The organism is Nocardioides sp. Soil796 (genome assembly GCF_001429525.1).
Taxonomy (GTDB): domain Bacteria; phylum Actinomycetota; class Actinomycetes; order Propionibacteriales; family Nocardioidaceae; genus Nocardioides.
Window position 1 is genome coordinate 93,350 of the sequence record NZ_LMSQ01000020.1, and the last position, 24,770, is coordinate 118,119.

The following is a 24,770-nucleotide window of genomic DNA, read 5'->3' on the forward strand; positions in this document are numbered from 1 at the left end:
GTGCGATGTCGAGGACATTAGGGGCGGCGGGCGGGCCGTGGGGGCCCGTGCGCTGGCCAGAACGGACATCGCCACTATCGGCCAGCCGACGGGCTCAGCCGGGGCTCACACCAGGCCGCGTGCCCGGGCCTGCACCCCTGCCTGGAAGCGGCTGCGGGCGTCGAGCAGGTCCATCAGTCCCGCGACCCGGCGCCGCACCGTGCGGGCGCTGACCTGCAGCTGCCGCGCGATCGCGTCGTCGCCCAGGCCCGCGGTCAGCAGGGTCAGCAGGGGCAGGTCGACGAGGTGCCCCTCTGCCGCCCCGGTGGCGGAGGGTGCGTCACCGCCGAACGCCGACTCGAGGGGTACGGCGCGCTCCCACAACGCCTCGAACAGCATCACCAGCGCGTCGAGCAACGCCGACGGCCCGATCAGCAGGCCGGTCGAGCCGACCGACTCGGCGTCCATCGTCAACGGGATCAGCGCCACCCGGCGGTCCGCGATCGACATCTTCAACGGCAGCCCGGCCAGCACGCGCGCCTCCTCGCCGGCGTCGGCCGCGGCGGCGAGCCAGTCGAGCTGCCCGGGCACGTCGAAGGCAGCCGTGTCGTAGATGCCTCGGCTGCGGGCGCCGCGGGTGAGGTGCTCGATCTCGTCCTCGTTGACCCCGAGCGTCGAGACGTACGGCGGCCGGTCGAAGGTCAGCACCTCCTCACGGGCGCCCAGCTGCAGCTGTCGATAGCGTGCCTGGAGCGCCGAGCGACCGCGCACGATGTCGGCCACTCCGTAGCTGGGCTCCTCGCGCTGCTCGGCCCGGAACTCGTCCGCGATCGACCGGGCCGCCAGCACCGCGCGCTGCAGCTCGCCCTCGCGCTCGGCCACCAGCGCGTCGATGGCCAGGTCGGGTCGCACTGCGCGCACGAGGTCGTCGGGGTCGCGGCTGACCAGGCCGAGCGCTTCGAGCCGTCCGATCGCGGCCCCCACGTCGGTGACCTCCTGGCCGACGGTGGTGCTGACGTCCATCAGGCTGGCCTCGCCGAGCCGCACGACCGCGCGGTAGACGGCGGTCTCCTCGGCGCTGATCCCGAGAGCTTCGAGCATGCTTCCTGCCTCGCACGTGGCCGGGTGGGTGGCTGGATGCTCCACACTAGTGCCGGGCTCGCGGGAGTCCACGTCATTAAATCGCGCGCGGAAGGAGTGCCCGATGAGCCAGGTCCCAGCAGCCACTCGGACCCTCCAGGTGTTGCGCTTCCTTGCCGCGCAGCCAGGTCCGGTGCCGCTCGACCGCATCATCACCGGCGTCGGCCTCCCCCGCAGCACGGCGTACCACCTGGTCAACACGATGATCGACGAGGGCTTCGTGACGCACCTGGCCGAGGAGCGGCGCTACGGGCTGGGCGTTGCCGCCTTCGAGGTCGGCAGTGGCTACACCCGCCAGGCGCCCCTGCAGCGGATCTCGCGCCGCCCACTGGCGGAGCTCGTCGACCGCACCGGCCAGAGTGCGCACCTCGCGGTGCTGCACGGCCGCGACGTCCTCTACGTGATCGAGGAGCGGGCACCCGGCCGGCCGCCGCTGGTCACCGACGTCGGCGTACGGCTCCCGGCCCACCTGACCGCCAGCGGCCGGGCCATCCTGGCCGCGCTGCCCGCCGCACAGGTGCGCGCCGCCTACCCGGACCGCGCCGCGTTCGTCGACCGCCACGGCAAGGGACCGTCGGGTCCGCGCCAGCTCACGGCCGTGCTGCAGGAGACCCGCCAACGCGGGCACGCCACCGAGGACGGCGAGGTCACCCCGGGGTTCGCCAGCGTCGCCGCGGCGGTGCTCGACCACAACGACTACCCGGTGGCGGGCGTCGCGATCACCCACCCGGGCGCGGAGTCCTCCGAGGCGTACGTCGACGAGGTGCGCCGCACCGCGCAGATCCTGACCGTCCGACTGCGCGGGTGAAGGCCGACTGCGACCGGTCGGACCGTCAGTAGACCAGCGTCACCGTGGCCCGGCGGTTGCGGGCGCGACCACTGCTGGTGCCGTTGTCGGCGACCGGTTGCCGCTCACCCAGGGTCACGACCTGCGTACGGACCCGGCCGGGCAGGTGCAGGGCATCGCAGACCGCCTTGGCGCGGCGCAGGCCGAGGCCGCGGTTGTAGGCCTCCGAGCCCTGGCTGTCGGTGAAGCCGGTGCAGATCACGGTGGTCACCCGTCCGACCTTCGTGCCCACCGCGCGCAGATAGGCGGCATCCGAGCTGCGCAGCGACTGTCCGGACACGGAGAACGACGGGGCACGCAGCAGCGTGAACCGCTTGCTGACCACCCGGGTCGAGGCACGGTCACGCAGCGTCTTGCCCTTCGTGGTCCTCAGCACCATGCGTCCCTGGAGGACCTTGCCGCCCGGTGTGGCGGCCACGGCACGGCCCACCGCGTTGAGCGAGACCGTCACGTTCCTGCCCTTCGCCTGGCCGTGCCCGACGCGGGTGAGGGTGCCACCCACGTTGGCGAACAACGTCACCGTGCAGGACCGGGTCGTGGCACGTCGTACGACGCAGGTCGCCGGCACCCGGGCGGTCCGACCGGACGCAACCTTGGTGAAGCCGGGCAGCCGGAGCGTGGCCCGCGGGTTGTCCGCGCCCGGGTTCGGGGGCACGACAGTGCCCAGCACGGTGGGCGTGTACGTCGACTCGGCGGTCTGGTTGTAGGCGTCGATGAGGCGGTACTTCACGGCTGTCGCCCGGCCGGTCTTCCCGGCGTCCGGCACGAACGAGACCGTGGAGGTGGCGGTGTCGAGGAGATAGGTGCCCTGGGGGACCGAGACCGTGGTCGTCTCGACACCTCCGGCATCGACGAGCGTCACCGATCCGCCGGTCGGCGGGGTGAGCGCCACCGACTGCACGCCGGTCCCCGACGTGGTCAACGGCGACGCGACCGGCCCGGCCGGAGGCAGGACGGTCGGCGTGTAGGTGCTCTCGGCCTGCTGGTTCCATGCGTCGACGATGCGGTACGTCGCGGGGGTGGGCGTACCGGCGTACCCGAACAGCGGCGTGAACGTGATGACGCCGGTCGGCCTGTCGAGCTCGTAGGTGCCCTGCCCGGGAATCGTGATGCTGTCGGTGAGGGTGACCCCGTCGAGCAGGCGCACCTCCTGCTGTTCGCCGACGGCGACGGTGGCCGACTGGGCCCCGATGGCCTCGGAGGTCAGGGGGTCGGCGACCGGCGGGTTGGGCGCGTCGGCGATCGGGGCGAGCGCGGCGCCGCCCGAGTAGCCGAAGGCGTCGTAGCTTCCCCAGGCATAGACCTGCACGCCGAACTGGTGCGGAGCGCTCAGGGAGTGCTGGCCGAGACTGACACTGAGCTGGGCCACCGAGTAGTTGGTCCCGGCGACCTCGTTGAACTGCGCGGCATCCACCGGCGTCCCGTCGAGGGTCAGGGCCCCGAGGTCGCGGGTCTGCACCAGCACGTTGATCCACGGCAGCGTTCCTGCGCCCGACGAGACGATGTCGGGTGTGGCCAGGGTGTACGCCGTGAGGTGCTGTCCGATCGGGGTGACCAGCACCATGAGCGGGTCGCCCGCCGAGTTGTCGTACCCGGAGCCGTTGCCGAACTGGGCAACCAGGGTCGGCTTGCTGGTCTTGATGACCACGGCGTCGTTGCCCGGGGCGGTCGCACCGTCAGGCAGGACCGCCTCGTAGAACTCGCCGGCGTTCAGCGTGGCGACCTGGGTGTCGCCGATCGTGACGACGGTGCCGTCCTGGTCGGCCAGCACGCGGTAGGTGTCGCCCTTGGCCCGCGTCGCGAACCGGTTCGAGATGAACTCCGTGCCGAAGGCCGAGGTCGGCGGAAGCTGCTGGATGATCGGGTTGCACGCGGGAGAACCGGTCGGAATGTTCACGCATGCGTTGCCTCCGTACACCGCGACCGGCGCCGTGGCCGTCACGGTGGTGCCGGTGACGTCCTGGCCGTCGCCGGACGTGCCGAGCTGGTAGGTCTCACCCTTGTCGAGGGTGACGGTGAAGGGCACACCGGCGGGTCGGGCACCGACCGTGGTGTGGGGCGTGATCGTCACGTCGGTGTCGTCGGCCGACCCGATCACTGTCAGTCGGCTCGAGAAGCCGCCGATGTTCTGGGTGTAGCTCAGCACGCGGTACGACGTGCCGAGCGCATCGACCGGGGTCGCCTGGAAGCCGGTGGACGCGGCAGGGTGGATCAGCGCGCCGTAGACCGAGATCGGCGTGGTCGACGTGACCTTCACACCGGCGGCTTCGACGCCGTCGTTCGAGGTCACCATCAGCCCGGAGGGCAGATCGACCTGGGCGACCGTGCCGGACGTCACCGGGACGGTGGCGAGGACGGTTCCGGCGCGGTCGGCGACGGTGACGGTGCCGTCGCTGGTGGGCGACAGGTAGACCCGCGTCTGGAGCGGGTAGCCCGGCAGGTCCGGGAAGGCCACCCAGAAGTCGGTGCCGACCGTGTCAGGGATGTCGGGCAGTGGCGTGATCAGCGACGGACTGTCCGGATCCGGCGCGGCAGGTGCTGCCGTGGCCTGGCCTCCGATGAGCACCGGCACGAGGGCCAGAAGAAGGAGTGTGCAAACAGTTCGAGCAAGCCGGTTCATGTGTCCCCACACCCATTCATCGAGCACCGAAGCGGCGCTCCGCATACCCAAAATAGGGGACGTGGAGGGGTACCGCAGTCGAATGGACATACCCGCCCACACGGGCCGGAGTGACCTGAGCCAGCCCCTTTCGTTGTGCCCTACATGAAGTGCACGCCGAACCGTCATCACCTGCGACTCCTGCTCGCCGGAGGGATCGCCGCGGGGCTGGTCGCCAGCGCGATCACCGTGCCGACGTACTCCTTCACCCGGACGGCCTCGACGCAGCAGGCCTACGAGGACGCGCGACCGGCGCAGGCGGCCGACGGTCATTGGCACAAGCACGACCCGGCCCGCAAGAACGACCTCAGCCAGTCCGACGAGCTCGCCGCCGACGCACAGGCCTCCGTCCGGGCGGGCACCCAAGACCCGACCACCGCCGAGCAGGCGCGCAGGAACGCGGCGTACGCCGCCGGCAGCCGGTCCAGCACCGACCCCACGCTGGTCCGCGCGACGCTGCGCAGCCCGCGGCTGACCGTGCCGGAGAACCGCTACGCCGTGGCCGGTGGCTGCTACACCCTGGCCGGCACGCCGGTGCGGTTCCAGGCCACCGACCTCGGGGTGAACCTGCTCTACACCTCGAACTCTGCGTTCCTGACCGGCACCCGGTCGGGCGCGGTGACCGCGGCCGCGAAGCCGTCCGCCGACGCCGAGTGGGTCACCCGCAAGACCTCGGCCGGCTTCACCTTCCAGCTGGCCGACGGCCGCTACCTCGCCGGCAACGGCACCAGCACGGCCACGACCGCGAAGGCCTTCGCGTTGCGCGCCACGACCGGTTGCCCGGCGTACCCCGAGGTCGACGTCGACGTCTCGGGCAACCCGCACGCCGGCACCACGTCGTTCCAGGAGGTGCGCGGCTACGTCGACGCCCACGTCCACGGCATGGCCTTCGAGTTCCTCGGCGGCAAGGTGCACTGCGGCCGGCCTTGGCACAAGTACGGCGCGCCGTACGCGCTGGAGGACTGCGCCGACCACAACCTCACCGGAGGCAAGGGCGCGCTCCTCGAGGCGGTGCTCTCGGGCAACACCTCCCACGACCCGGTCGGCTGGCCGACCTTCAAGGACTGGCCGGCGCCGGAGTCGCTGACCCACGAGGGCACCTACTACAAGTGGATGGAGCGATCGTGGCGCGGCGGCCAGCGGCTGCTGGTCAACCTGCTGGTCGAGAACGGCAAGCTCTGTCAGGTCTATCCGATGAAGAAGAACTCCTGCGACGACATGGAGTCGGCCAAGCTGCAGGCCAGGGACATGCGGGCGATGGAGCGCTACATCGACGCGCAGGCAGGCGGCCCCGGCAAGGGTTGGTACCGCATCGTCACGACGCCGTTCGAGGCGCGCAAGGTGATCAACCAGGGCAAGCTCGCGGTGGTGATGGGCATCGAGGTGAGCATCCCGTTCGGGTGCACGATGAAGCTCGACATCCCGCAGTGCAACCGGGCCTCGATCACCCGACAGCTCGACGACCTCTACGACATCGGCGTGCGCCAGATGGAGCTGGTCAACAAGTTCGACAACGCGCTCTCAGGGGTGGCCGGCGACGAGGGCGCGGTCGGGGCCGTGGTGAACCTGGCCAACTTCCTCGAGACCGGCTCGTTCTGGAACATGAGGCACTGCGAGCCCGCCGACGGCGAGTCCGCGGACAAGACGCAGCTCGCGCTCCCCGACATCAGCGGCGGACAGCAGGACGCCCTGTTCGGTGCGGTCGCGCAGGTCGCCGGGATCGGCCTCCCGGCGCTGCCGCTCTACGGCCCACCACTGCACTGCAACCAGCGTGGGCTGACCGACCTGGGCGGCTTCGCGATCGAGCAGCTGATGGCGAGGAAGATGCTGATCGACCCCGACCACATGAGCGTGAAGGGCCGCAGCGCCACCCTCGACCAGCTCGAGGAGGCACGCTACTCGGGCGTCGTGTCGAGCCACTCGTGGTCGACGCCCGACGCCTACCCGCGCATCTACCGGCTGGGCGGCTTCGTGGCGCCGATGGCCGGCGACTCCACCGGCTTCATGAAGAAGTGGAAGCGCCACCTCGGCTGGGCCGACAGGCGCTACTACTTCGGGTTCGGCTTCGGCGCCGACATCAACGGGCTCGCCGAGCAGGGCCAGCCGCGCGGGGCCGACGCCCCGGACAAGGTGACCTATCCCTTCGCCGGGCTCAACGGGGTCTCGATCGGCAAGCAGCACAGCGGCGAACGCGTCTACGACGTCAACGTCGACGGCGTGGCCCACTACGGTCTCTACCCGGACTGGATCGAGGACCTGCGGCGACTCGGTGGCGCCACCGACGGCGCGGCCATCGTCGAGGACCTGAACCGCGGCCCCGAGGCCTACCTCCAGACCTGGGAGCGCGCACAGGGCATCAAGCCCGACTCGTGCCGCAACCCCGGCCTGCGTCGTACGCCGACCGCGGTGAAGCGCCTCGTGCGCCCGGGCATGACGACGACCGCGGTGATGAAGGCCGTCGGTCAACCGTTCACGAGGCTCGGCACGACGTACGGCATCTGCGCCCGCACGTCGACCGAGCCCAACGTGCGCATGACGATCACGTTCACCAGGGCAGGACGGGTCAGCTCGGTTCGCTGACCACCCGCACGAAGCCCCGGGTGCCGTCGACCTCGACGGTGGTGCCGGTCGGCAGCGCCCTCAGCGCGTCGGGCAGGCAGGTCACCGTCGGGATGCCGTACTCCCGGGCCAGGATCGCGCCGTGGCTGAGCACGCCACCGGTCTCGGTGATGAGGCCGGCGATGATCGGGAAGACGCTGGTCCAGCCGGGGTCGATGTTGGAGGCGACCAGGATCTCGCCGGGCCGCACGGCGGAGAGATCGGCCAGGGTGGGCACCACCCTGGTCGGGCCCTCGACCAGTCCGGCCGACGCGGCCAGCCCGGGCAGCGCGCCCTCGGGGAGGTCGCCGACCGGAGGGATCCGCCCCTCGGTCGGGACCTCGTCGAAGAGGAAGGTCGCGGGCAGCTTGTTGCCGTGCAGCGCCCAGTGCGCGCGCGCCTCCTCGACGTACGCCGCCAGCTCGGGGTCGTCGACCGGCCCTGACGTCGCGAGCAGTGACTCCAGCCGGTCACCGGTGAGCAGGAAGATGTCCTGCTCGTGCGGAAGCGCACCGCGGGCGACGAGGCGCCGCCCCTGCTCGAGCAGCAGCTGGTGCACGTGCGACAGGAGGTAGTCGAGGTGGTAGCGCTGGTTCTCGCGGTAGACCGTGTACTCCTGGCTGAGCCTCAACACCTTGGTCAGCACCCGCTTGCGGAGCCGCCCGCTCAGGCCGCGACCCGCGGCCGCGAGCACCCGCTGTTCGGCATCGACCCGGCGCGTGGCCGCCTCGTGCTCGAACTCGGCGGGACTGGTGCCGGCCTCGAGCGAGGCCACCTGGGCACGGACGAGGCTGAGCACGAGTGAGGGCTGCTCGGCCCACCGCTCGGCGGAGATCTCACGGCTCGAGGACCGGTGGCCGTGGGTGGCGAGGAAGCCGTCGAACCCGGCCCAGAACGCAGAGTCGGCGGTGGCGTCGCGCACCTCGTCGTAGGACGCGTCGGAGCGCAGTGCCTCGAGCAGCCCCGGCTCCTGGCGCACCGAGGCGCCCAGGTCGTAGAGGTCCTGGTTGATCTCGGCGGTGCGGGTGCCGGGCAGGCCGCTGATCAGCCGCTGGAACGTGTCGGCCGGCTCCTCGGGTGCCCACGAGCGCAGCAGCTTGGCGAGCAGCGCGTGGATGATCGGCGCATGCTGGGCCATCCCCCAGCGGATCACCCGGAAGTGGTTGCGGCCGAGCTCGTGGATCAGGTCCAGCTGGCGCTGCCACTCCTCATGGGTGAGTGCCGCGAAGTCCTGGTCCATCAGCGGGACGACCTCGTTCTCGATCCGCTCGCAGTGCTGGTCCATGGCGCCCGGGTTGACCGTGATCGGCCCGCGGCCCTTGTCCTTGCGGGGTGCCCGCAGGGTGCCGAGCAGCAGCTTCGGCTCGAACTTAGCGGTCCGCACCTTGTCGGCCCAGGTCGAGTCGAACCAGGCGGTCAGCGGACCCTCGCGGTCGGCCAGCGGCACCGCGCGGGCCAGCTCGATCGCGTAGTCGCCGTTGAGGTAGATGTAGCCGTTGTGGCGGCGCAGCTTGGTCATCTCGACGATGCGCGCGCGGCCCTGGAGCGCGGCGACCTCGTCCATCTGGGGGCCGGTGATCCACGGGATCATCAGGTCGTTGCCCAGTGGGGACACGTAGTCGGCGAGGTACTCGTCACCGAAGCGGCGGGTCCACACCTCCTTCGGCTCGCGCGGCGGCAGCCCCGTGATCGGCCGGTCCTGCAGCACGTAGAGGTGGCCGCCCTCGATCGCCCACTCGATGTCGCGACGCGCACCGATCGCGGCGGTGACGTCGTGCTCGAGCGTGTGCAGCGCCTTGAGGTCACGCTCCTCCAGGCAGCGCACGGCGCGGCGCTCGGCAGGCACCTCGCGTTCGGCGACCCCACCGATCCCGGTCGGGTGCAGCTCGATCTCCTTGGCACCGATGCGCTCGGTGAGCACCTCGCCGGACTCCCGGTCGAGCACCAGGTGGTCAGGGTCGGTGCGCCCGGACACGACGGCCTCGCCGAGCCCCCAGGACGCGTCGATCACGATCTCGTCGTCGAAGGGGCGGAGCGGGTTCTCGGTGAGCATCACGCCAGCCACGTCGGCCCGGATCATGCGCTGCAGGATCAGGGCGATGCCGGAGCGCTCGGTGGCCTGCTGCGACCGGTAGGCCTCGGCGCGGTCGGTGTCGCGTGCCGACCAGCACTCCTCGACGGCGGCGGCGAGGGCGTCGACGGAGTCGATTCCCATCACCGTCTCGTAGACCCCGGCGAACGAGGCGTCGGCCAGGTCCTCGGCCACGGCGGACGAGCGCACGGCCCACTGCGAACCGGGGAACTCGGCCGTCGCCTCGGCCCACCAGTCGGGCAGCGCCTCCTTGAGGCAGGTCGCCCGGGCCTCACTGTCCAGCGACACCGGCGCGGGCACCACCCAGGCCTCGGGCACGTCGAGCTCGGCGGCCAGCAGTCGCACCAGGCCTGCCCCCTTGCCGCCGATCAGCTCCAGGTCGGCACCACTCTCGACGGTCAGCCGCGCGATCACTTGTTGCTCCCGCGCTTGGCCAGGGCGAACACCGGCAGCAGCCTGGGCAGTCGCTTGGCGATGCCGAGGTGGCTGACGTGGTGCGCGTGCTCGAGGACACCCACCCCTCGGCGTACGACCCCGTCGATCTCGGTCCGGAAGGACGCGTGGGTCTCCTCGATGAAGAGCTTGTTCTTCAGCAGGGGCACGCTGCCGAGCGCGGTGGCCTCGATGACGTACGCCGTACCGTCCTCGACGCTCACGTGCAGGGTGGCCGACTTCGGCAGGTGCGGGGCCAGCCACGTGTAGTCGATCTCGACGGCGGTGACGTGGCGGACCTGGCCGGCGTCATAGACGAAGCCGACCGGCGTGCTGGTGCCGTTGATGTCCGTCCGGGTCGCGTTGAAGGAGAGGTCGGGGCCGAACTGGCACGCGATCCAGTCCCAGCCGGTGATGCCCTCCCACTCCCGCACGCCCCACGACTTGTCGCGCTGGCCGAGCCCGTCGATCACGTGCGTCACGCCGTCGAAGGTGGCCGTGCCGGTGACGGTGCCGGACTGCTCGAAGTGGTGCTGGATCTCGTCGGCGTCACCGGGGAAGCCGTGGTGGAAGTCGACGATCGGGGTGAAGGCGGTCCACGTCAGGTCAAGGCGGTCGCCGAGCTGGATCCGCCAGGACCGGCCGGCCTCGAGCATCGTGTAGGTGAGGTCGCCGACCCGCAGTCCGCCCTCGGGTGGGCCGTCGAGCTGGCCGGGTTCGACGGTGGTGCCGACCGAGGCGTAGACGTGCTCGGCCTTGCCGTCGCGCTGGGTCACCACGACCGCATCGGCCTTGCCTGATGCGGGATTGAAGCCGATCCGGGTGAGACCGAAGGTGCTCTCGTCGGTGGTGGCCCAGTTGAAGTAGAAGCTCTCCTGCCAGTCCGGGTCGGTGCCGGGCTGGTGGAGGTTCTCGTCCTGGAGAGTGATCACGGGGTGACTCCGAATGCTTAGTTGACAGTCGTCAATTAATGATGTGGCAACTGTGCTGCGTTAGGTTGACATCTGTCAAGTAACTTCCCCGATAGAGTTCCGCCCGACCAGAGGAGAGACCACATGCGGCCACGCACCGTCGAGGACCCACAGCTCCTCGACCTGCTGCTCGAGGCCTTCGCGGACCTCGGGTACGACGGCACCTCGGTGCGCGCCCTGTGTCGCCATCTGGGGGTCAGCCACAACATGATCCACCAGCGTTTCCAGTCCAAGAACGCTGCGTGGCATGCCGCGGTGGAGCACGCGTTCGCCACCCTGAACGCGGCGATGTGGGACCCCGAGCCCGAGGTCGACCCGGCCGACCCACTCGAGGCAATCCGCGAGGTGATGGTCCGCTTCGTCGATGCCACGATCGCCCAGCCGGCCCTGGCCAGGATCATCCATCAGGAGGCGGCTCGCCCCGGCCCGCGCTTCGACCACATGCTCACGCACCACATCGAGCCGGTGCAGCAACGCGCGATCGACGCCTTCGCCCAACTCCAGGACGCCGGTCTCGTGCGCTCAGGCCCGGTGCCCGCGGCGTACTTCTTCCTGAGCACGTGGGGCATCGGCGGCATGGCGTCGTCACAGCAGCTGGCCAGGCGCGTCGGCTTCCCCGGCGACGACCCCGTCGAGTCGGCCTACCTGGCCGTCGACATCCTGATCAGCGGGCTTCGAGCTTCTTCTTCAAGCCGTTGATCATCGACCCGACGGCCAATGACAAGCCCTGCTTGACGATCACGGCACTCGGCCCGGCGAACTTGGCCACCTCGACCGCGACGGTCCAGGTCAGCTTCGACCCGGTGGGCGTCGACTCGACGACGTAGTCCTCGGCGAAGCGGCGGATGCCGGGCTTGGTCGACTCGGTCACCGCGAACGTCATCCGCTCGTTCTCGTCCCAGCGGTAGAACTTCTCACGCACGGTCACCGCGCCACCGACGGTGACCTCGCGGATCGTGCCCACGCCGTACGGCCGCTCGCCCTGCCACCGCACCTTCGTGGCACCCGGCCCCCAGGAGACGACCGCGTCGTCGGCGGCGAGCGCCTGCCACAACGTCTCGACGGGCACGGGAACCTCGATCACCTTTGTGGTGATCGCCGGGGCGGTGCGCAGGAAGGCGTCGTCAGCGGGGTCGAGGGGATACCAGGTCATTGGGCGATCCTTTGCGAGCTGGAGGACGGAGTGACGACATCTTCGTCGATGCAGGAGCGCAGGAAGCTGGCGGCCCGGCGGAGGGCTCTGCGCGCCTCCGGCACGACTCGGTACATCGTGACGTAGGAGTGCACCTGGCCGCGCGAGACGATCAGCTTGTTGAGCACGCCGGCGCGGGTGAGGCGCGCGTGCAGGGCCACCGAGTCACCGGCGAAGCACTCGGTGCCGCCGACATGGGTCTGGATCGGCGGGAACGTGCGCAGCAGGCGCAGGCTCGTCGTCAGGGGTGAGAGGCGCGGGTCGTGGTAGTCGCCGCCACCGGGGTGGAAGACCTCGGCACAACGCGCCGCGAAGGTCGGGGTCAGCACGGGATCCGGCGCCTGCGCATCGCGGCGTACGGCCTCGGTCAGCGCCGGGTCGAGAAGCGGGGAGAACAGGGTGACGCCAGCCGGCATCGGTCGGTTCTGCTTGGCGAGCGTGACCAGCAGGCCCATCGCCAGGTGACCACCGGCGGAGTCGCCCGCCACCACGATCTGGTCGGCCGGGTAGCCCTGCTCGAGCAGCCAGTCGTAGGCCGCGAGGGCATCGTCGAGGGCTGCCGGGAACGGGTGCTCGGGAGCCCGGCGGTAGCCGACGGCCAGCACGGGCAGGGCGGTCAGCACCGAGAGCGGCTCGGTCACGCACCGGTAGGCGCGCGGCGAGGAGGCCACGTAGCCCCCGCCGTGGAAGTAGATGACGGCGCCGTCGTCGGCCGTGCGGGCGTTGCGGGCCCGCACCCACTCGCCCGAGAAGCGAGCCGTGGACACCGGCTCGACCTGGGCCGTTCCGGGCCAGCCGGCAAGCACTCCGCTGGCGGCGATGGCGCCACGCAGGTAGCGCAGCTGCGCGCCCTCGAGTCGCAGATGGTCGATCTGCGGCCGCACGACGAGCCGCGCACCGGCGACCACGGCCCTGCTGGTGAGGCTCGGCCCCAGCAGCTTGAGAAAGCGGTTCACTGCTCCGACTCCGCGCGGGCCTCGAGGTCGCGCACCATCTCGTGCACCCGGCGGTCGCGGGCGAGCACCCGGTCGACACCGGCGTTGAGCACCCCGCGGAACAGGGAGTACGGCACCCAACGGGCCGGGGCGACCGTGGCGGCGGCGCGGCCGGCGATGCCGTCGGCGATCGACTCGGCGGCGGCGTCGGCCGAGATGCGGTGGTTCAACGGCCAGCCGAGCAGCTCGTCGAGACGGCGGCCCATCGGGTCGTCGTCGAGGGTCGCGGTGGCCAGGGGTGTGTCCACGAAGCCGAAGTAGGCCACGCCCGCGCTGGCCCCGTGGGGCGCGAGCTCGAGCTTGAGGGCACGGCCGATCTGCTCGGCCGCCGCCTTGCTCGACATGTAGCCGACGCCCCCGACGCCGGGCGAGAAGGCGGCGCACGAGGCCACCACGACGACATGCCCCTTGGCCGCGATCACCGCGTCGAGCGCGGGCTGCACGGTGTTGAGCACCCCGGTCTGGTTGATCGCCACGACGCGGTCGTAGTCGGCCAGGTTCATGGTGCGGATCGTGGCCGGCGGCGGGGTCACCCCGGCGTTGGCGACCACGACGTCGAGCCGGCCGTGGTGCTCGACCACGCGGGCCACCGCGGCAGCCATGGCGTCACGGTCGGTGACGTCGGCGGTGATCGGCAGGACCCGCGCACTCCCCAGGCCCAGTGCGGCTTCCTTGAGGCCGACCTCGTTCACGTCGACCATCGCGACCGACGCACCCTGGTCGTGCAGTCGTCGGGCCAGGGCCAGGCCGATCCCCTGCCCCGCTCCGGTGATCAGCACGACCTTGCCGCGGACGTCGTACGCCGGCTTGCCGAAGAGGCCGCTCATGCCGGGACCCCTTCCTTCGCCACGCGTCGTGCGACGTAGTGGTCGAGGTCGACCGTGCTGGTGCGCGCCCGGAAGCCGGCGGAGAAGCCGGGGTAGTGGGTGAAGTTCCGACCGGTCGGGCTCAGGTAGTAGCTGTGGCAGCCGCCGGTGAGGAAGACCGACTTGCTGAGCCCCTTGTCGGCCCACTCGAGGAACTCCTGCTGCGCCTCGGCGGTCACCTCGAGTGAGCGAAGGTCGGCTCGTTCCATCTCGCGCAGGGCCTCGACTATGTAGTGCACCTGGTCCTCGATCGTGATCACCGCCGACGTGTAGACGCCGGAGTTCGGGCCGAGGATCAGGAACAGGTTCGGGAAGTCGTGCAGCGTCGTGCCGAGGTAGGCCGCCATCTCGCCCTCACGCCACCGGTCACCGATGCTGACGCCACCGCGACCGTGGACCAGGTCGAAGCCCGGGTGGTCGGTCATCCGGAACCCGGTGCCGAGAATGATCGTGTCGAGCTCGTGCTCGGCGCCGTCGGCCGTGACGATGCCGCGCTCGGTGATCTCGACGATGCCGTCGCTGACCACGGTGGCGTTGTCGGCGGTCAGCGCCGGGTAGTAGGCGTTGGAGAAGGTCGGCCGCTTGCAGCCCACGGCGTACGACGGCGTCAGGCGGGCCCTCAGCTCGGGGTCCTTGACCTGCTTCTTCAACAGCGCACGGGCCATCAGCTCGAGCGGCTTCTGCAGCTTCGGCTCGTGGATGAAGCCGGGCACGAGCGCCTCGAAGGTGAGCTCCCAGGCCTTGCGGGCGGCCTTCTGCGCACCGGGCACCCTGCGGTAGACCGTCTGTGTGACCTTGCTGACGGGGCGATCCGGGTGCGGCAGGATCCACGTGGGGGTGCGCTGGAAGACGGTCAGGTGACCGGCCTGTGGCTGCACGCGCGGGATGAACTGCACCGCGGAGGCGCCGGTGCCGATCACGCCGACCCGCTCGCCGTGCAGGTCGTGCTCGTGGTTCCAGGCCTGGGAGTGGAAGACGGTGCCGGCGAAGGTGTCGAGGCCCGGGATGTCGGGCACCGCCGGTGCGCTGAACGGGCCGATCGCGCCGACCAGCACCTGCGCGGTCAGGTCGCCCGTGCTGGTGGCGATCCGCCACAGTTGCGCGTCGTCGTCCCACGAGGCGTGGGTGACCTCGGTGTGGAAGCGCACGTGGGGCAGCACGTCGTGGTCGACGGCGCAGTGGTGCATGTAGTCCTTCAGCTCGGACTGCAGCGGGTAGAGCCGGCTCCAGTTCGGGTTCGGCGCGAAGGAGAAGGAGTAGATCAGGGACGGCACGTCGCACTGGGCGCCCGGGTAGTCGTTGATCTGCCAGGTGCCCCCGACTGCGCCGGCCTTCTCGAGCACGACGAAGTCGTCGATGCCCTCCTGCTTCAGCCGGATCGCGGTGCCGAGGCCACCGAATCCGGCACCGATGATGGCGACTCGCACGTGTTGGCTCATCAGGTTCCCTCGCTTCACAGGTCGATGGTGAGGCTGTCGCCAGCGGCGCGCGAGACGCAGATCAGCATCGAGTCGTCGCGCTCGGCGGGCCGCAGCTTGGTGTCGCGGTGCTCGACGTCGCCCTTGAGGACGGCGTGCTTGCAGGAGCCGCAGAAGCCCTGCTGGCACGAGTAGCGCACGCCCGGCACCTCGCGACGGATCGCGGCCAGCGCCGACTCCTCGGCGCCGACCGGAACGGTCACTCCGGTGCGGGCAAGGTGCACCTCGAACGGGCGGCCGCCCACCACGGGCGGAGCGGAGAACCGCTCGCTGTGCAGCGACCCGGTCGGGTTCAGCGTCGGCTGCAGAACTCGCGCGGCATCGATCAGCGGGGTCGGCCCGCAGACGTAGATCGCGGCGCCCTCGTCGGCGCGAAGGAGCAGGTCGGCGACATCGGGCACGCCGAACTCGTCGTCCGGCCGGAGCTCGAGCTGCCCGCCCCCGAGACTCCGCAATTCAGAGAGGAAGGGCATCGTGGCGAGCGAGCGCCCGACGTACACCAGCTTCCAGCTGGCGCCGCGGCGTGCGGCCTCGCGCACCATCGGCAGGATCGGGGTGATGCCGATGCCGCCGGCGACGAACAGGTAGGACTCGACGTCGATGAACGTGAAGGCGTTGCGCGGCCCGCGCACGGTCAGCACGTCGCCCTGAGAGAGGCGGTGCATGGCCAGGGAGCCGCCGCCGCCCTCGTCGATGCGGCGTACGGCGATGCGGTAGCTGTTGCGGTCGGCCGGATCGCCGCAGAGGGAGTACTGCCGCTGCACGCCCGAGGGCAGGAAGACGTCGAGGTGGGCGCCCGGCACCCAGACCGGCAACTCGTCACCGCCGGGACGGCGCAACGTGAAGCTGACGACGTCGTCGACCTCGCGGGTGACCGCGTCGACGACGAGCTCGAGGTCGAAGCCGGTACGGCGGACGGGCTTCGACCGCGAGAGGTACGGCGCGGCAGAGCTGGCCGCGAAGAGTGCGGAGTAGGCCTGGGCGCCCCTGGCCAGGGCCCGGAGCCCGCGTGAGGGCTCGCTGGATCGCTCGGACGTCATCGTCGCCATCAGAGACCGCTCGCGGCGGGCGACTGGGCGAGATAACGCACGGCCTTGTCGATCGGGCCCATCTGCGACGGGTGGAAGCCGGGACGGAGGTATTGCGGGATCTCCTTGAAGATGAACTTCAGGCCGGGCATGAGGCCCCTGCGGGTGTCCTTGACGAACGCGATCGGCCACGCCCACTTGGAGCCCTTGACGTTGGGGTCGTTGGCATACATCCAGCTGGAGGTGTAGAGCCACAGCGCGAGCAGTCCGCCCGAGGCGAGCAGCGCCGTACGCACCCGGCGGGCGTAGCTTCCGTCGACGTACTGGAACACGTCGTAGGCGACGTTGCGGTGCTCCATCTCCTCGGCGCCGTGCCAGCGGAGCAGGTCGAGCATGGTCGGGTCGACACCGATCTCGTCGAACGTGCGGTTGTCGAGCAGCCACTCGCCGACGGTGGCGGTGAAGTGCTCGGCGGCGGCGTAGATGCCGAGGCGCTCGTGGAACCACGCCTCACCGGCGCGGCCCTTCAGGCCGTGGTCGCCGAAGACCTGGTCCATCAGGAACTCCATCAGCCGCATGATCTTGGGGATGTCGAAGCCGTTCTCCTGCAGATGGATCCGGAACGACTCGTGCGAGCTGGCGTGGGTCTCTTCCTGGCCGATGAAGCCGACCAGCTCCTCGGCCAGACGCGGGTCGTCGATCTGCGGCAGCGCGCGACCGAGCACGTCGGCCATCGCGCGCTCACCCTCGGGCAGCACCAGGTGCATGACGTTCCAGAAGTGCGTGGCGTAGGGGTGGCCGGGGATGTACTCGGTCGGCACGTCTGTCCAGTCGAAGGACACGTCTCGAGCGTGGATCGCCAGCGCTTCGTCGGAGTACGCCTGCTTCGTGGTTGACATCGTCATTCCCTCCAGATCAACGGGTCATCCGACTGTAACAAAGCAACACTTGTTGTTGCAATGATTCAGGGAAGGTCGCGTATGCTCGTCGTCATGAAGGACGCCCTGAGCCGTGCCGTGACCGCGGTCGCCGACTCCGCGGGCCCTGACGACGCCGCACGCCGGTCGCCCGAGACCCAACGCATCCTCGACGCGGCACTCGAGCAGTTCGCCGAGTTCGGCATCAAGCGCACGACCATCGGCGACATCGCCCGCACGGCCGGCATCGACCGGGTGACGGTCTACCGCCGGGTCGGCAACAAGGACGCCGTGATCCAGGCCGTGGTCACCCGCGAGGCCACCCGTCTCTTCGAGCTGGTCGCGGCCACCGCGCGTCGCGGCACCACGATCGAGGAGCGCGTCGAGCTCGGTTTCACCTCGATGATGGAGCAGGTGCGCGGCAACGCGATGCTGGCCCGCATGCTGCAGGTCGAGCCCGAGACCGTGCTGATGCAGCTCACGACCGACGGCAGCCTGCTGGTCACCGGCGCCACGGTGGCCACCCTCGGCTTCTTCGACGAAGCCGTCCAGGACGGCCTCCTCGACTCCACCGACGGCATGGAGGCCGCGGCCGAGCTCCTCGTGCGCATCGTGCACTCCTACATGCTCACCCCGCGCGCCCTGGTCGACCTCGACACCCACCAGAAGCTGCGTGACTTCGCCCGCGCCCACCTCGTGCCGATGGTGCTGCGCGAGATGTCCCAGCGCTGACCTCAGGGCGCGCTCAGAGCCCGTGCCGGACCCCGAGCACCTTCTTCATCAGGGGCATGACGTGACCGGCCCTCCGCAGGGTGATCAGCTCGAAGCCGGGCAGCGCGAACTTCTGGCGGACGACGCCACGCGGCCGGGCGAACTCACGCAGGCCGTCGGCGCCGTGGACCCTCCCAAACCCACTGGCGCCGACGCCTCCCATCGGCACCGCTCCCATGCCGGCAAAGGCGATCACCGAGTTGATGGTGACCTGCCCGGCGCGCACCCGATCGGCGATCTCGTCGCCGTGCGCACGTGAGAAGACCGACGCGCTGAGCGCGTAGTCGTGGTCGTTGACGAGGGTGACCGCCTCGTCGAGGTCGTCGACGCGGCGGAGCGTCACCGTGGGGCCGAAGGTCTCCTCGCGTACGGCGACGGCGTCCTCGGGCAGGTCGGTGATGACGATCGGCTCGATCAGGCGCTCACCGATCGAGTCGGGTCCACCCTTGAGGAACGTCGCCCCTCGCTCGACCGCGTCCGCGACGTGCCGGCGTACGACGTCGACCTGGGCCGGCATCGTCATCGGGCCGTAGGTCGCGCCCTTCCCCGTGCCCGGACGCACCCCCTCGAGCTCGCGCAGCAGGGCCGCCTCGAACGCATCGGCCACGTCCTTCACGACGTAGACCCGCTCGACGCCGACACAGGTCTGGCCGGAGTTGGTGAACGCACCCCAGGCCACGGCGCGGGCCGCGGCCTTCACCTCGGCATCGGCGGCCACGATCACCGGGTCCTTGCCGCCGCACTCGAGGACGACCGGGGTGAGCGTCTCGGCGCACTGGGCCATCACCCGCTTGCCGGTGCGGGTCGACCCGGTGAAGCCGATCTTGTCGACACCCGCGTTGCACAGTGCCGCGCCGGTCTCGCCGAAGCCGGTGACCAGGGACAGCACTCCGGCCGGCGCGTCGGGGTTGGCCGCAGCGAACGCGTCGACGTACCAACGACTGACCGCGGGCGTGAACTCGCTCGGCTTCAGCACCACCGTGTTGCCGGCCGCGAGGGCGAACGAGACGGCGCTGTTCGGGGCGTAGAGCGGGTAGTTCCACGGACCGATCACGCCGACCACGCCCAGCGGGTCGTAGTCGACGCGTGCGGCGTAGTTGGAGAACAGCGGCCCGGGGTTGACCTTGTGGGAGCGCAACACCTTGCCGGCATTCCCGGCGGCCCAGTGCAGGTGCTCGACCGTGAGCACGACCTCGAGCACGGCGTCGTCGAGGGGCTTGCCGTTCTCGCGGTGGATCAGCTCGGCGACCTCGTCGACGCGGCGCCACATGTGCTTGCGCCACGCGGCCAGGCGCGCGGCCCGGCCGTCGAAGCCCAGCTCACGCCACCACGTCGACGCGGTGCGCGCCGTGGCGACGACGGCGCGGACGTCGTCCTCGCCCATCACGGGGAAGGAGCCGACCAGGCCGTCGTCGGCCGGGGCGAGCGAGTCGAGACTCACGCGTCGGCCAGGTCGACGGATCGGGCGTAGGAGTCCCGCAGCTCGCGCTTGAGCACCTTGCCGGCGCCGCTGATCGGCAGCTCACCCACGAAGTCGACGCTGCGGGGCGTCTTGTAGCCGGCGATGTGCTCACGAGAGTGTGCCTGCAGCTCCTCGGCGGTCACGGTCTTCTCGGGTGCCAGGACGACGCACGCGTGCACGCGCTCGCCGTACTTCTCGTCGGGCAGGCCGATGACGGCGACCGCTGCCACGGCGGGGTGCTTGCTCAGGGCACTCTCGACCTCGGCGGAGTAGACGTTCTCGCCGCCCGTCACGATCATGTCCTTGATCCGGTCGACGACGTAGACGAAGCCGTCGGCATCGATGTAGCCACCGTCGCCGGTGAAGTACCAGCCGTCGTGCAGCACGGCGGCGGTCTCCTCGGGCTTGTTCCAGTAGCCCTTCATCACGTGGCCGCCGCGCACGCAGATCTCGCCGACCTGACCGGTCGCGAGGTCCACGCCGTCGGCGTCGACGACCTTGATCTCGGAGTGCGGAGCCGCACGCCCCCCGGAGCGGAGGTACTGGTCGTGGTGGTCCTGCGGCAGCAGCAGGGTGGCCACCGGCGCGACCTCTGTCATGCCGTAGGCCTGGGTCATCCGGATGCCGGGGAAGGCGTCCATGGTGCGCTGCAGGACACCCTCGGAGATGACCGAGCCGCCGTACAGCATGCGGTTCATCGACGACAGGTCGTAGTTGGGGATGTCCGGGTGGTCGACGAGCATCTGGATCATCGTCGGCACCAGCAGGACGTCGGTCACCCGGTGCGTCTGTACGGCGTTGAGCACGGCCGCCGGCTCGAAGAACGGCACCATCACGTGGGTGCCGCCCAGGGCGACCTGCCCGGCCCACGCGGCGAGGTCGGCGAGGTGGAACATCGGCGCCGCGTGCAGGAAGACGGCACCTTGGCCGAGGAGCTCGCCGCTGGCCACGGTGCCCAACGCCGACGTGGTCATGTTGGCCTGGGTCAGCATCACGCCCTTGGGGAAGCCCGTCGTGCCACCGGTGTAGAAGATGCCGGCCAGGTCCTCGCCGGAGCGGCGGGCGTCCTCGACCGGCTCGGCCTCAGCCAGAAGGGATTCGTAGGAGAGCATCCCCTCCGGCGTCGGGCCGTCGCCGCAGTGGATCAACACGGTCAGCTCGGGACAGTTCGGCGTGAGCGCCGGTGCCATCGGCGCGAAGGCGTCGTCGATCAGCAGCACCTTGGTGCCGGAGTCCTTGAGCGAGTAGGCGATCTCGGCCGGGCTCCACCGGATGTTGATCGGGTTGACCACGGCGCCGGCCCACGGCACGGCGAGGAGGTATTCGGCGTAGCGGTCGCTGTTGAGCGACAGCATGCCGACCCGGTCGTTGTCGACGACGCCCAACGACTGGAGGGCCCCGGCGAGCCGCGCGATGCGGTCACCGTGCACGGCGAAGGTCCGGACCCGGTCACCGAAGATGGTGGCGGGCTTGTCCGGAGTGGCCTGGATGGCGCGGTGCAGTCCTTGGGTGAGGTACATGTCGGTCTCCTGTGTCGCGATTCTCGGTGGTGGGCTCAGTTGCCGTGGAACTTCGGTGTGCGCTGCTGCGCGAACGCGGCCATCGCCTCGTTCAGGTCCGCACTGGGGAGGAACGCCGCGTTCCACGTCGAGACGTGGCGCAGACCGGCCGAGATCCGGTGCTCGCGCTCCTCATTGAGGACCTGCTTGGTGCCCTGCACGGCCAGCGGCGCGTTGGCGGCGATGTCGTTCGCCATCGCCCGTGCCCCGGCCAGCAGTTCTTCGTGGGTGTCGAACACCCGGTTGACCAGTCCGATGCGCTCGGCCTCCGCGGCGTCGATGTCCTTGCCGGTCAGCGCCAGCTCACGCAGGTGGCCCTCGCCGATGACGCCGACGAGGCGCTGGAGGCTGCCGATGTCGGCCACGATCGCGACCTTCGCCTCACGCACGCTGAACACCGCACCGGCGCTGGCCAGGCGGACGTCGGCAGCACTGATCAGGTCGACGCCTCCACCGATGCACCAACCCGAGACGGCCGCGATCACCGGCTTGCGGCAGGCAGCCACCGAGGTCACGGCAGCCTGCAGCCGCCTGATCTCGCCCATGAACGTGGTGCGCGCACGAGCCCGGGCGCCGGCACCCGGGCCGAGGGCCTCGACCCAGCGCGGCATCATCTCGTGCAGGTCGAGACCGACGCTGAACGACTTCGCGTTGCCAGTGAGGACGATTGCGCGCACGTCGTCGTCGGCGTCCAGGGCTTCGAACACGAGCGGGAGCTCGCGCCAGAACGCCTCCCCCATCGCATTGCCCTTGCCCGGACCGAGCAGCGTCACCTCGGTGACGTGCCCGGTCTGCTCGACCCCGAAGGCCTCCATCAGGGGGCCAAGCGGTCGTGCGGGAATGATTCGGTGCTCACGATGAGCGGTCCTTCCGTCGGGGGTCAGAGCGAGCGCGCGATGAGTTCCTTCATCACTTCGTTCGCGCCGGCGAGGATGCGCAGCACGCGCACGTCGGTGTAGATGCGGGAGATCGGGTACTCGTCCATGTAGCCGTAGCCGCCGAAGAGCTGCAGGCAGCGGTCTGCGACCTCGGTGGCCCGGTCCGAGATCCAGTACTTCGCCATCGAGGCCTCGGTCGCGTCGAGCCCTCCGTCGATGTGCTTCTCGATGCACTGGTCGAGGAAGGCGCGGTTGACCCGCGAGATGGTCTCGCACTCGGCGAGCTCGAAACGCGTGTTCTGCAAGGCCATCAACGGCTTGCCGAAGGCGTGGCGCTCCTTGGTGTAGGCCACGGTCAGCTCCACGGACTTCTCGATCTGCGCCTGGGCGAGGATCGCGGTGATCAGTCGTTCCTGCGGGAGCTGCTCCATCATCTGGTAGAAGCCGTGGCCCTCCTTGGGGCCGAGCAGGTTGGCCTGCGGGACGCGCAGGTCCTCGAAGGCGAGCTCCGCGGTGTCCTGGTCCTTCTGGCCCATCTTGGCGAGCACGCGGCCACGGGTGAAGCCGGGAGTATCGTCGTCGACCTCGGCCACGATCAGGGAGATGCCCGCCGCGCCGTCCTCGTCACCAGTCTTGGCGGCGACCACCAGCAGGTTGCACAGGTGGCCGTTGGAGATGAAGGTCTTGGCGCCGTTGATGACGTAGTCGTCGCCGTCCTTGACCGCGCGGGTCTTGATCGCCTGGAGGTCGGAGCCAGTGCCGGGCTCGGTCATCGCGATCGAGAGCACCCACTCACCGCTGCACACCTTCGGCAGCCAGCGCTGCTTCTGCTCGTCGGTCGCGTACGCCGCGAGGTAGTGGGCCACGATCCCGATCGAGACCGCGAAGCCCATGGAGGTGTCGCCGGCCCGCACCTGCTCCTCGAGCAGCACGGCCTCGGCCGCGAACGACGCGCCGCCGCCGCCGTACTCCTCGGGCAGGGACATGCCGACCAGGCCGAGCTCGCCGGCCTTTAGGTAGGCCTCACGGCTGGCGTGGCCCTGCGCGCGGTGCTCGTCGGCGCGGGTGAGCACCTCCTTGCCGAAGTACGTCGCCGCGAGGTCGCGCACGGCCTCGAGGTCGTCGGTCATCCAGTCCGGTCGGGTGGAACGGGAAGTCGTTGTTGTTGGCACGGTGCCAATAGTGCCCTACTGTTGGCAGTCGGTCAACAAGAACTTCGAAAGAGCGAAAGCAGGCAGGCCAATGAACACCCGCGAGTACGCCGACATCACCTACGCAGTCGAGGAGCGGATCGCCACGATCACGCTCAACCGCCCCCAGGCGCGCAACGGCTACACGCTGACCATGGCCGACGAGCTCAACGACGCCCTCGACCGCGCGGACCACGACGAGGACGTGCGCGTCGTCGTACTCACGGGGGCCGGTGACCACTTCTGTGTCGGTGCCGACCTGTCGGGTGGAGGGTTCGACGTCAACGAGGAGGGCAGTGACGCGGGGGCCTGGCAGGAGCCTGCCGGGCGCTGCTCGAAGCGGGTCCACACGATGGACAAGCCGGTCATCGCCGCGATGCGGGGCGCGGCCGTCGGGGCAGGCCTGACCATCACGCTGGCCTGCGACTTCCGACTCGCCTCGACCGACTCGAAGTTCGGACTCGTCTTCGGCCGGCGCGGCATCTTCCCCGAGGGCGGCTCTGCCTGGTACCTGCCTCGCCTGGTGGGCATGACCAAGGCCCAGGACTGGATGATCAGCGGCCGGGTCTTCGGCGCCGACGAGGCGCTCTCCTCCGGCCTGGTCACCTCGGTCCACGCTCCGGAGGACGTGCGCGAGGCGGCGTACGTCGTGGCCCGCGACCTCCGCGACAACACCGCGCCGGTGTCCGTCGCCGTGATCCGCCAGATGCTGAACCGGCTCAGCGGCGAGGCCACCCCCTTCCCCGCCCACGAGGTCGACTCGCGCCTGATCGCCGGCCTGCCGACCAACGTCGACGCCATCGAAGGCGTGATGTCCTTCCTCGAGAAGCGCCCGCCGGCCTTCACCAACACCGTCACGAAGGACCTTCCGGAGTGGCTCCCCTGGCTCGACGTCAACGCGACAGGGCAGACTGCTCCGGGTGAACATGGCTGAGCCGAGATGGCGCCGACTGGGTGCGGACCAGCGCCGCGAGGAGATCCTCGCCTGCGCCCAACGCCTGTTCGCCGAGCGGTCGTACGCCGAGGTGTCGACCACCGACATCGCCCGTGAGGCGGGTGTCGCACGGGGGCTGCTCAACCACTACTTCGGCACCAAGCGCGACCTCTACCTCGAGGTCGTGCGCGAGGCGGCGACGGTTCCACTCGTGGCCGTGGAGTCGATCCCCGAGGGGCCACTCGACGAGCGGATCGCTGCGGCCGTGGTGTGGTTCCTCGACGCCTTGCAGGAGCAGGGCTCGAGCTGGATCAACGTCGGCGTCGGCCGCGAGCCCGATCTCGACCGCATCCTCGCCCGGGCCGAGAACGACTCCGTCGACCGCCTGATGCAGCTGCTCGGCCTCGACACCGAGATCGAGCACCGCAAGCAGGTGCGGGCCGTGATCCGCTCGTTCGGCCAGCTCGCCCGCGGCGCCGGGCGCGAGTGGCTGGTTCGCAAGGCCCTGACCCGCGCCCAGGTGCAGCTGCTGCTCACCGAGAGCCTGCTGACGATCATGCGCGACGTCCTGCCCAATGCCTTCGGGACCTCGCCGCCCCGCTCGGGTCAGGCGTAGAACGCGGGCGGTTCCCCCTGCCGGCAACGTGGTTACCAGCAAGTAGGATCACTCTCACACAGCGGGACCACTGACGCGGGAGCAGCCGCAGGAATAGGGTGCCCGAGAACAAGGTGCACAGCGATGCGCCCGGGTGTGCCAGAGGTTTGACGACGAGGAGCAGTTC

Annotated in this window: 20 protein-coding genes; 6 read left to right on the plus strand and 14 right to left on the minus strand. The window is 70.2% G+C overall.

All coding sequences use genetic code 11. The features are described from left to right. Positions 1 to 105: 105 nt before the first annotated feature. On the minus strand, positions 106 to 1,080 hold the full coding sequence (locus tag ASH02_RS21575) for a helix-turn-helix domain-containing protein (protein ID WP_056891539.1): 975 nt from the start codon (positions 1,078 to 1,080) through the stop codon (positions 106 to 108). A gap of 103 nt (positions 1,081 to 1,183) precedes the next feature. On the opposite strand from ASH02_RS21575, the gene ASH02_RS21580 reads away from it, so the two are divergent. Beyond that, positions 1,184 to 1,927, plus strand: a complete 744-nt coding sequence (locus tag ASH02_RS21580) for an IclR family transcriptional regulator (protein ID WP_056683214.1) — start codon at positions 1,184 to 1,186, stop codon at positions 1,925 to 1,927. A 25-nt stretch (positions 1,928 to 1,952) separates the two neighbouring features. Here the strand turns inward: ASH02_RS21580 and ASH02_RS21585 are convergent, their stop codons facing one another. After that, entirely contained in the window at positions 1,953 to 4,538 is a 2,586-nt protein-coding gene (locus ASH02_RS21585) for an OmpA family protein (RefSeq protein WP_056683217.1), read from the minus strand. Between the two features lie 192 nt (positions 4,539 to 4,730). Between ASH02_RS21585 and ASH02_RS26250 the strand changes: the two genes are divergently transcribed. Continuing rightward, positions 4,731 to 7,205 carry a hypothetical protein gene (locus ASH02_RS26250; protein ID WP_056891540.1) on the plus strand — a complete coding sequence of 825 codons (2,475 nt, stop codon included), beginning with the start codon at positions 4,731 to 4,733 and terminating at the stop codon, positions 7,203 to 7,205. On the opposite strand, the gene ASH02_RS21595 is transcribed toward ASH02_RS26250, so the two are convergent. Beyond that, positions 7,189 to 9,729, minus strand: a complete 2,541-nt coding sequence (locus ASH02_RS21595) for a PEP/pyruvate-binding domain-containing protein (RefSeq protein ID WP_056891541.1) — start codon at positions 9,727 to 9,729, stop codon at positions 7,189 to 7,191. The two genes, ASH02_RS26250 and ASH02_RS21595, sit on opposite strands and share 17 nt — an antisense overlap. Next, complete coding sequence (locus ASH02_RS21600; RefSeq protein ID WP_056891542.1) at positions 9,726 to 10,679, minus strand: DUF7064 domain-containing protein; 954 nt, start codon at positions 10,677 to 10,679, stop codon at positions 9,726 to 9,728. The genes ASH02_RS21595 and ASH02_RS21600 overlap by 4 nt, the downstream gene beginning before the upstream one ends. Before the next feature lie 123 nt (positions 10,680 to 10,802). Between ASH02_RS21600 and ASH02_RS21605 the strand changes: the two genes are divergently transcribed. Further along, positions 10,803 to 11,417 carry a TetR/AcrR family transcriptional regulator gene (locus tag ASH02_RS21605; RefSeq protein WP_056683231.1) on the plus strand — a complete coding sequence of 205 codons (615 nt, stop codon included), beginning with the start codon at positions 10,803 to 10,805 and terminating at the stop codon, positions 11,415 to 11,417. On the opposite strand, the gene ASH02_RS21610 is transcribed toward ASH02_RS21605, so the two are convergent. From ASH02_RS21610 to ASH02_RS21635, 6 genes are read right to left on the minus strand one after another with little or no spacing between them, the layout of a single operon-like run. Then, positions 11,383 to 11,871, minus strand: coding sequence for an SRPBCC family protein (locus tag ASH02_RS21610; RefSeq protein WP_056683235.1), 489 nt, complete (start codon positions 11,869 to 11,871; stop codon positions 11,383 to 11,385). The genes ASH02_RS21605 and ASH02_RS21610 overlap by 35 nt on opposite strands. Further along, positions 11,868 to 12,866 carry an alpha/beta hydrolase fold domain-containing protein gene (locus ASH02_RS21615; protein ID WP_056683239.1) on the minus strand — a complete coding sequence of 333 codons (999 nt, stop codon included), beginning with the start codon at positions 12,864 to 12,866 and terminating at the stop codon, positions 11,868 to 11,870. The genes ASH02_RS21610 and ASH02_RS21615 overlap by 4 nt, the downstream gene beginning before the upstream one ends. Further along, a complete protein-coding gene (locus tag ASH02_RS21620) occupies positions 12,863 to 13,732 on the minus strand; it encodes a short-chain dehydrogenase/reductase (RefSeq protein WP_056683242.1) in 870 nt (289 codons plus the stop codon). Before ASH02_RS21620 ends, ASH02_RS21615 begins: the two co-directional genes overlap by 4 nt. Further along, entirely contained in the window at positions 13,729 to 15,210 is a 1,482-nt protein-coding gene (locus tag ASH02_RS21625; RefSeq protein ID WP_057295423.1) for a flavin-containing monooxygenase, read from the minus strand. Before ASH02_RS21625 ends, ASH02_RS21620 begins: the two co-directional genes overlap by 4 nt. Positions 15,211 to 15,224: 14 nt before the next feature. Beyond that, complete coding sequence (locus ASH02_RS21630; RefSeq protein ID WP_200959218.1) at positions 15,225 to 16,289, minus strand: PDR/VanB family oxidoreductase; 1,065 nt, start codon at positions 16,287 to 16,289, stop codon at positions 15,225 to 15,227. A gap of 8 nt (positions 16,290 to 16,297) precedes the next feature. Beyond that, positions 16,298 to 17,176: a metal-dependent hydrolase gene (locus tag ASH02_RS21635; protein ID WP_056685093.1), complete on the minus strand. Its 879-nt coding sequence runs from the start codon at positions 17,174 to 17,176 to the stop codon at positions 16,298 to 16,300. 93 nt (positions 17,177 to 17,269) lie between these two features. Here ASH02_RS21635 and ASH02_RS21640 point away from each other — a divergent pair, with 93 nt between their 5' ends. Then, positions 17,270 to 17,926, plus strand: coding sequence for a TetR/AcrR family transcriptional regulator (locus tag ASH02_RS21640; protein WP_162254284.1), 657 nt, complete (start codon positions 17,270 to 17,272; stop codon positions 17,924 to 17,926). Between the two features lie 13 nt (positions 17,927 to 17,939). Here ASH02_RS21640 and ASH02_RS21645 read toward each other — a convergent pair whose 3' ends face one another. From ASH02_RS21645 to ASH02_RS21660, 4 genes are all read right to left on the minus strand, one after another. Next, a complete protein-coding gene (locus ASH02_RS21645) occupies positions 17,940 to 19,406 on the minus strand; it encodes an aldehyde dehydrogenase family protein (RefSeq protein ID WP_200959219.1) in 1,467 nt (488 codons plus the stop codon). Beyond that, positions 19,403 to 20,947 carry an acyl-CoA synthetase gene (locus ASH02_RS21650; RefSeq protein WP_057295426.1) on the minus strand — a complete coding sequence of 515 codons (1,545 nt, stop codon included), beginning with the start codon at positions 20,945 to 20,947 and terminating at the stop codon, positions 19,403 to 19,405. The genes ASH02_RS21645 and ASH02_RS21650 overlap by 4 nt, the downstream gene beginning before the upstream one ends. Positions 20,948 to 20,982: 35 nt before the next feature. After that, positions 20,983 to 21,801 (minus strand): crotonase/enoyl-CoA hydratase family protein, encoded by an 819-nt coding sequence (locus tag ASH02_RS21655; RefSeq protein ID WP_057295427.1) that lies wholly within the window; start codon positions 21,799 to 21,801, stop codon positions 20,983 to 20,985. A 65-nt stretch (positions 21,802 to 21,866) separates the two neighbouring features. Beyond that, positions 21,867 to 22,994 (minus strand): acyl-CoA dehydrogenase family protein, encoded by a 1,128-nt coding sequence (locus ASH02_RS21660; protein ID WP_057295428.1) that lies wholly within the window; start codon positions 22,992 to 22,994, stop codon positions 21,867 to 21,869. Positions 22,995 to 23,106: 112 nt separating this feature from the next. Between ASH02_RS21660 and ASH02_RS21665 the strand changes: the two genes are divergently transcribed. Further along, positions 23,107 to 23,988: an enoyl-CoA hydratase-related protein gene (locus ASH02_RS21665; RefSeq protein WP_057295429.1), complete on the plus strand. Its 882-nt coding sequence runs from the start codon at positions 23,107 to 23,109 to the stop codon at positions 23,986 to 23,988. Further along, on the plus strand, positions 23,981 to 24,604 hold the full coding sequence (locus ASH02_RS21670; protein ID WP_057295430.1) for a TetR/AcrR family transcriptional regulator: 624 nt from the start codon (positions 23,981 to 23,983) through the stop codon (positions 24,602 to 24,604). Before ASH02_RS21665 ends, ASH02_RS21670 begins: the two co-directional genes overlap by 8 nt. Positions 24,605 to 24,770 lie beyond the last annotated feature (166 nt).

Coding starts and splice junctions, on each gene's coding strand:
- ASH02_RS21575 (WP_056891539.1), bottom strand. CDS start 1,080: ATGCTCGAAGCTCTCGGGATCAGCGCCGAGGAGACCGCCGTCTACCGC.
- ASH02_RS21580 (WP_056683214.1), top strand. CDS start 1,184: ATGAGCCAGGTCCCAGCAGCCACTCGGACCCTCCAGGTGTTGCGCTTC.
- ASH02_RS26250 (WP_056891540.1), top strand. CDS start 4,731: ATGAAGTGCACGCCGAACCGTCATCACCTGCGACTCCTGCTCGCCGGA.
- ASH02_RS21605 (WP_056683231.1), top strand. CDS start 10,803: ATGCGGCCACGCACCGTCGAGGACCCACAGCTCCTCGACCTGCTGCTC.
- ASH02_RS21610 (WP_056683235.1), bottom strand. CDS start 11,871: ATGACCTGGTATCCCCTCGACCCCGCTGACGACGCCTTCCTGCGCACC.
- ASH02_RS21620 (WP_056683242.1), bottom strand. CDS start 13,732: ATGAGCGGCCTCTTCGGCAAGCCGGCGTACGACGTCCGCGGCAAGGTC.
- ASH02_RS21625 (WP_057295423.1), bottom strand. CDS start 15,210: ATGAGCCAACACGTGCGAGTCGCCATCATCGGTGCCGGATTCGGTGGC.
- ASH02_RS21630 (WP_200959218.1), bottom strand. CDS start 16,289: ATGACGTCCGAGCGATCCAGCGAGCCCTCACGCGGGCTCCGGGCCCTG.
- ASH02_RS21635 (WP_056685093.1), bottom strand. CDS start 17,176: ATGTCAACCACGAAGCAGGCGTACTCCGACGAAGCGCTGGCGATCCAC.
- ASH02_RS21640 (WP_162254284.1), top strand. CDS start 17,270: ATGAAGGACGCCCTGAGCCGTGCCGTGACCGCGGTCGCCGACTCCGCG.
- ASH02_RS21650 (WP_057295426.1), bottom strand. CDS start 20,947: ATGTACCTCACCCAAGGACTGCACCGCGCCATCCAGGCCACTCCGGAC.
- ASH02_RS21655 (WP_057295427.1), bottom strand. CDS start 21,801: ATGGAGGCCTTCGGGGTCGAGCAGACCGGGCACGTCACCGAGGTGACG.
- ASH02_RS21660 (WP_057295428.1), bottom strand. CDS start 22,994: ATGACCGACGACCTCGAGGCCGTGCGCGACCTCGCGGCGACGTACTTC.
- ASH02_RS21665 (WP_057295429.1), top strand. CDS start 23,107: ATGAACACCCGCGAGTACGCCGACATCACCTACGCAGTCGAGGAGCGG.
- ASH02_RS21670 (WP_057295430.1), top strand. CDS start 23,981: ATGGCTGAGCCGAGATGGCGCCGACTGGGTGCGGACCAGCGCCGCGAG.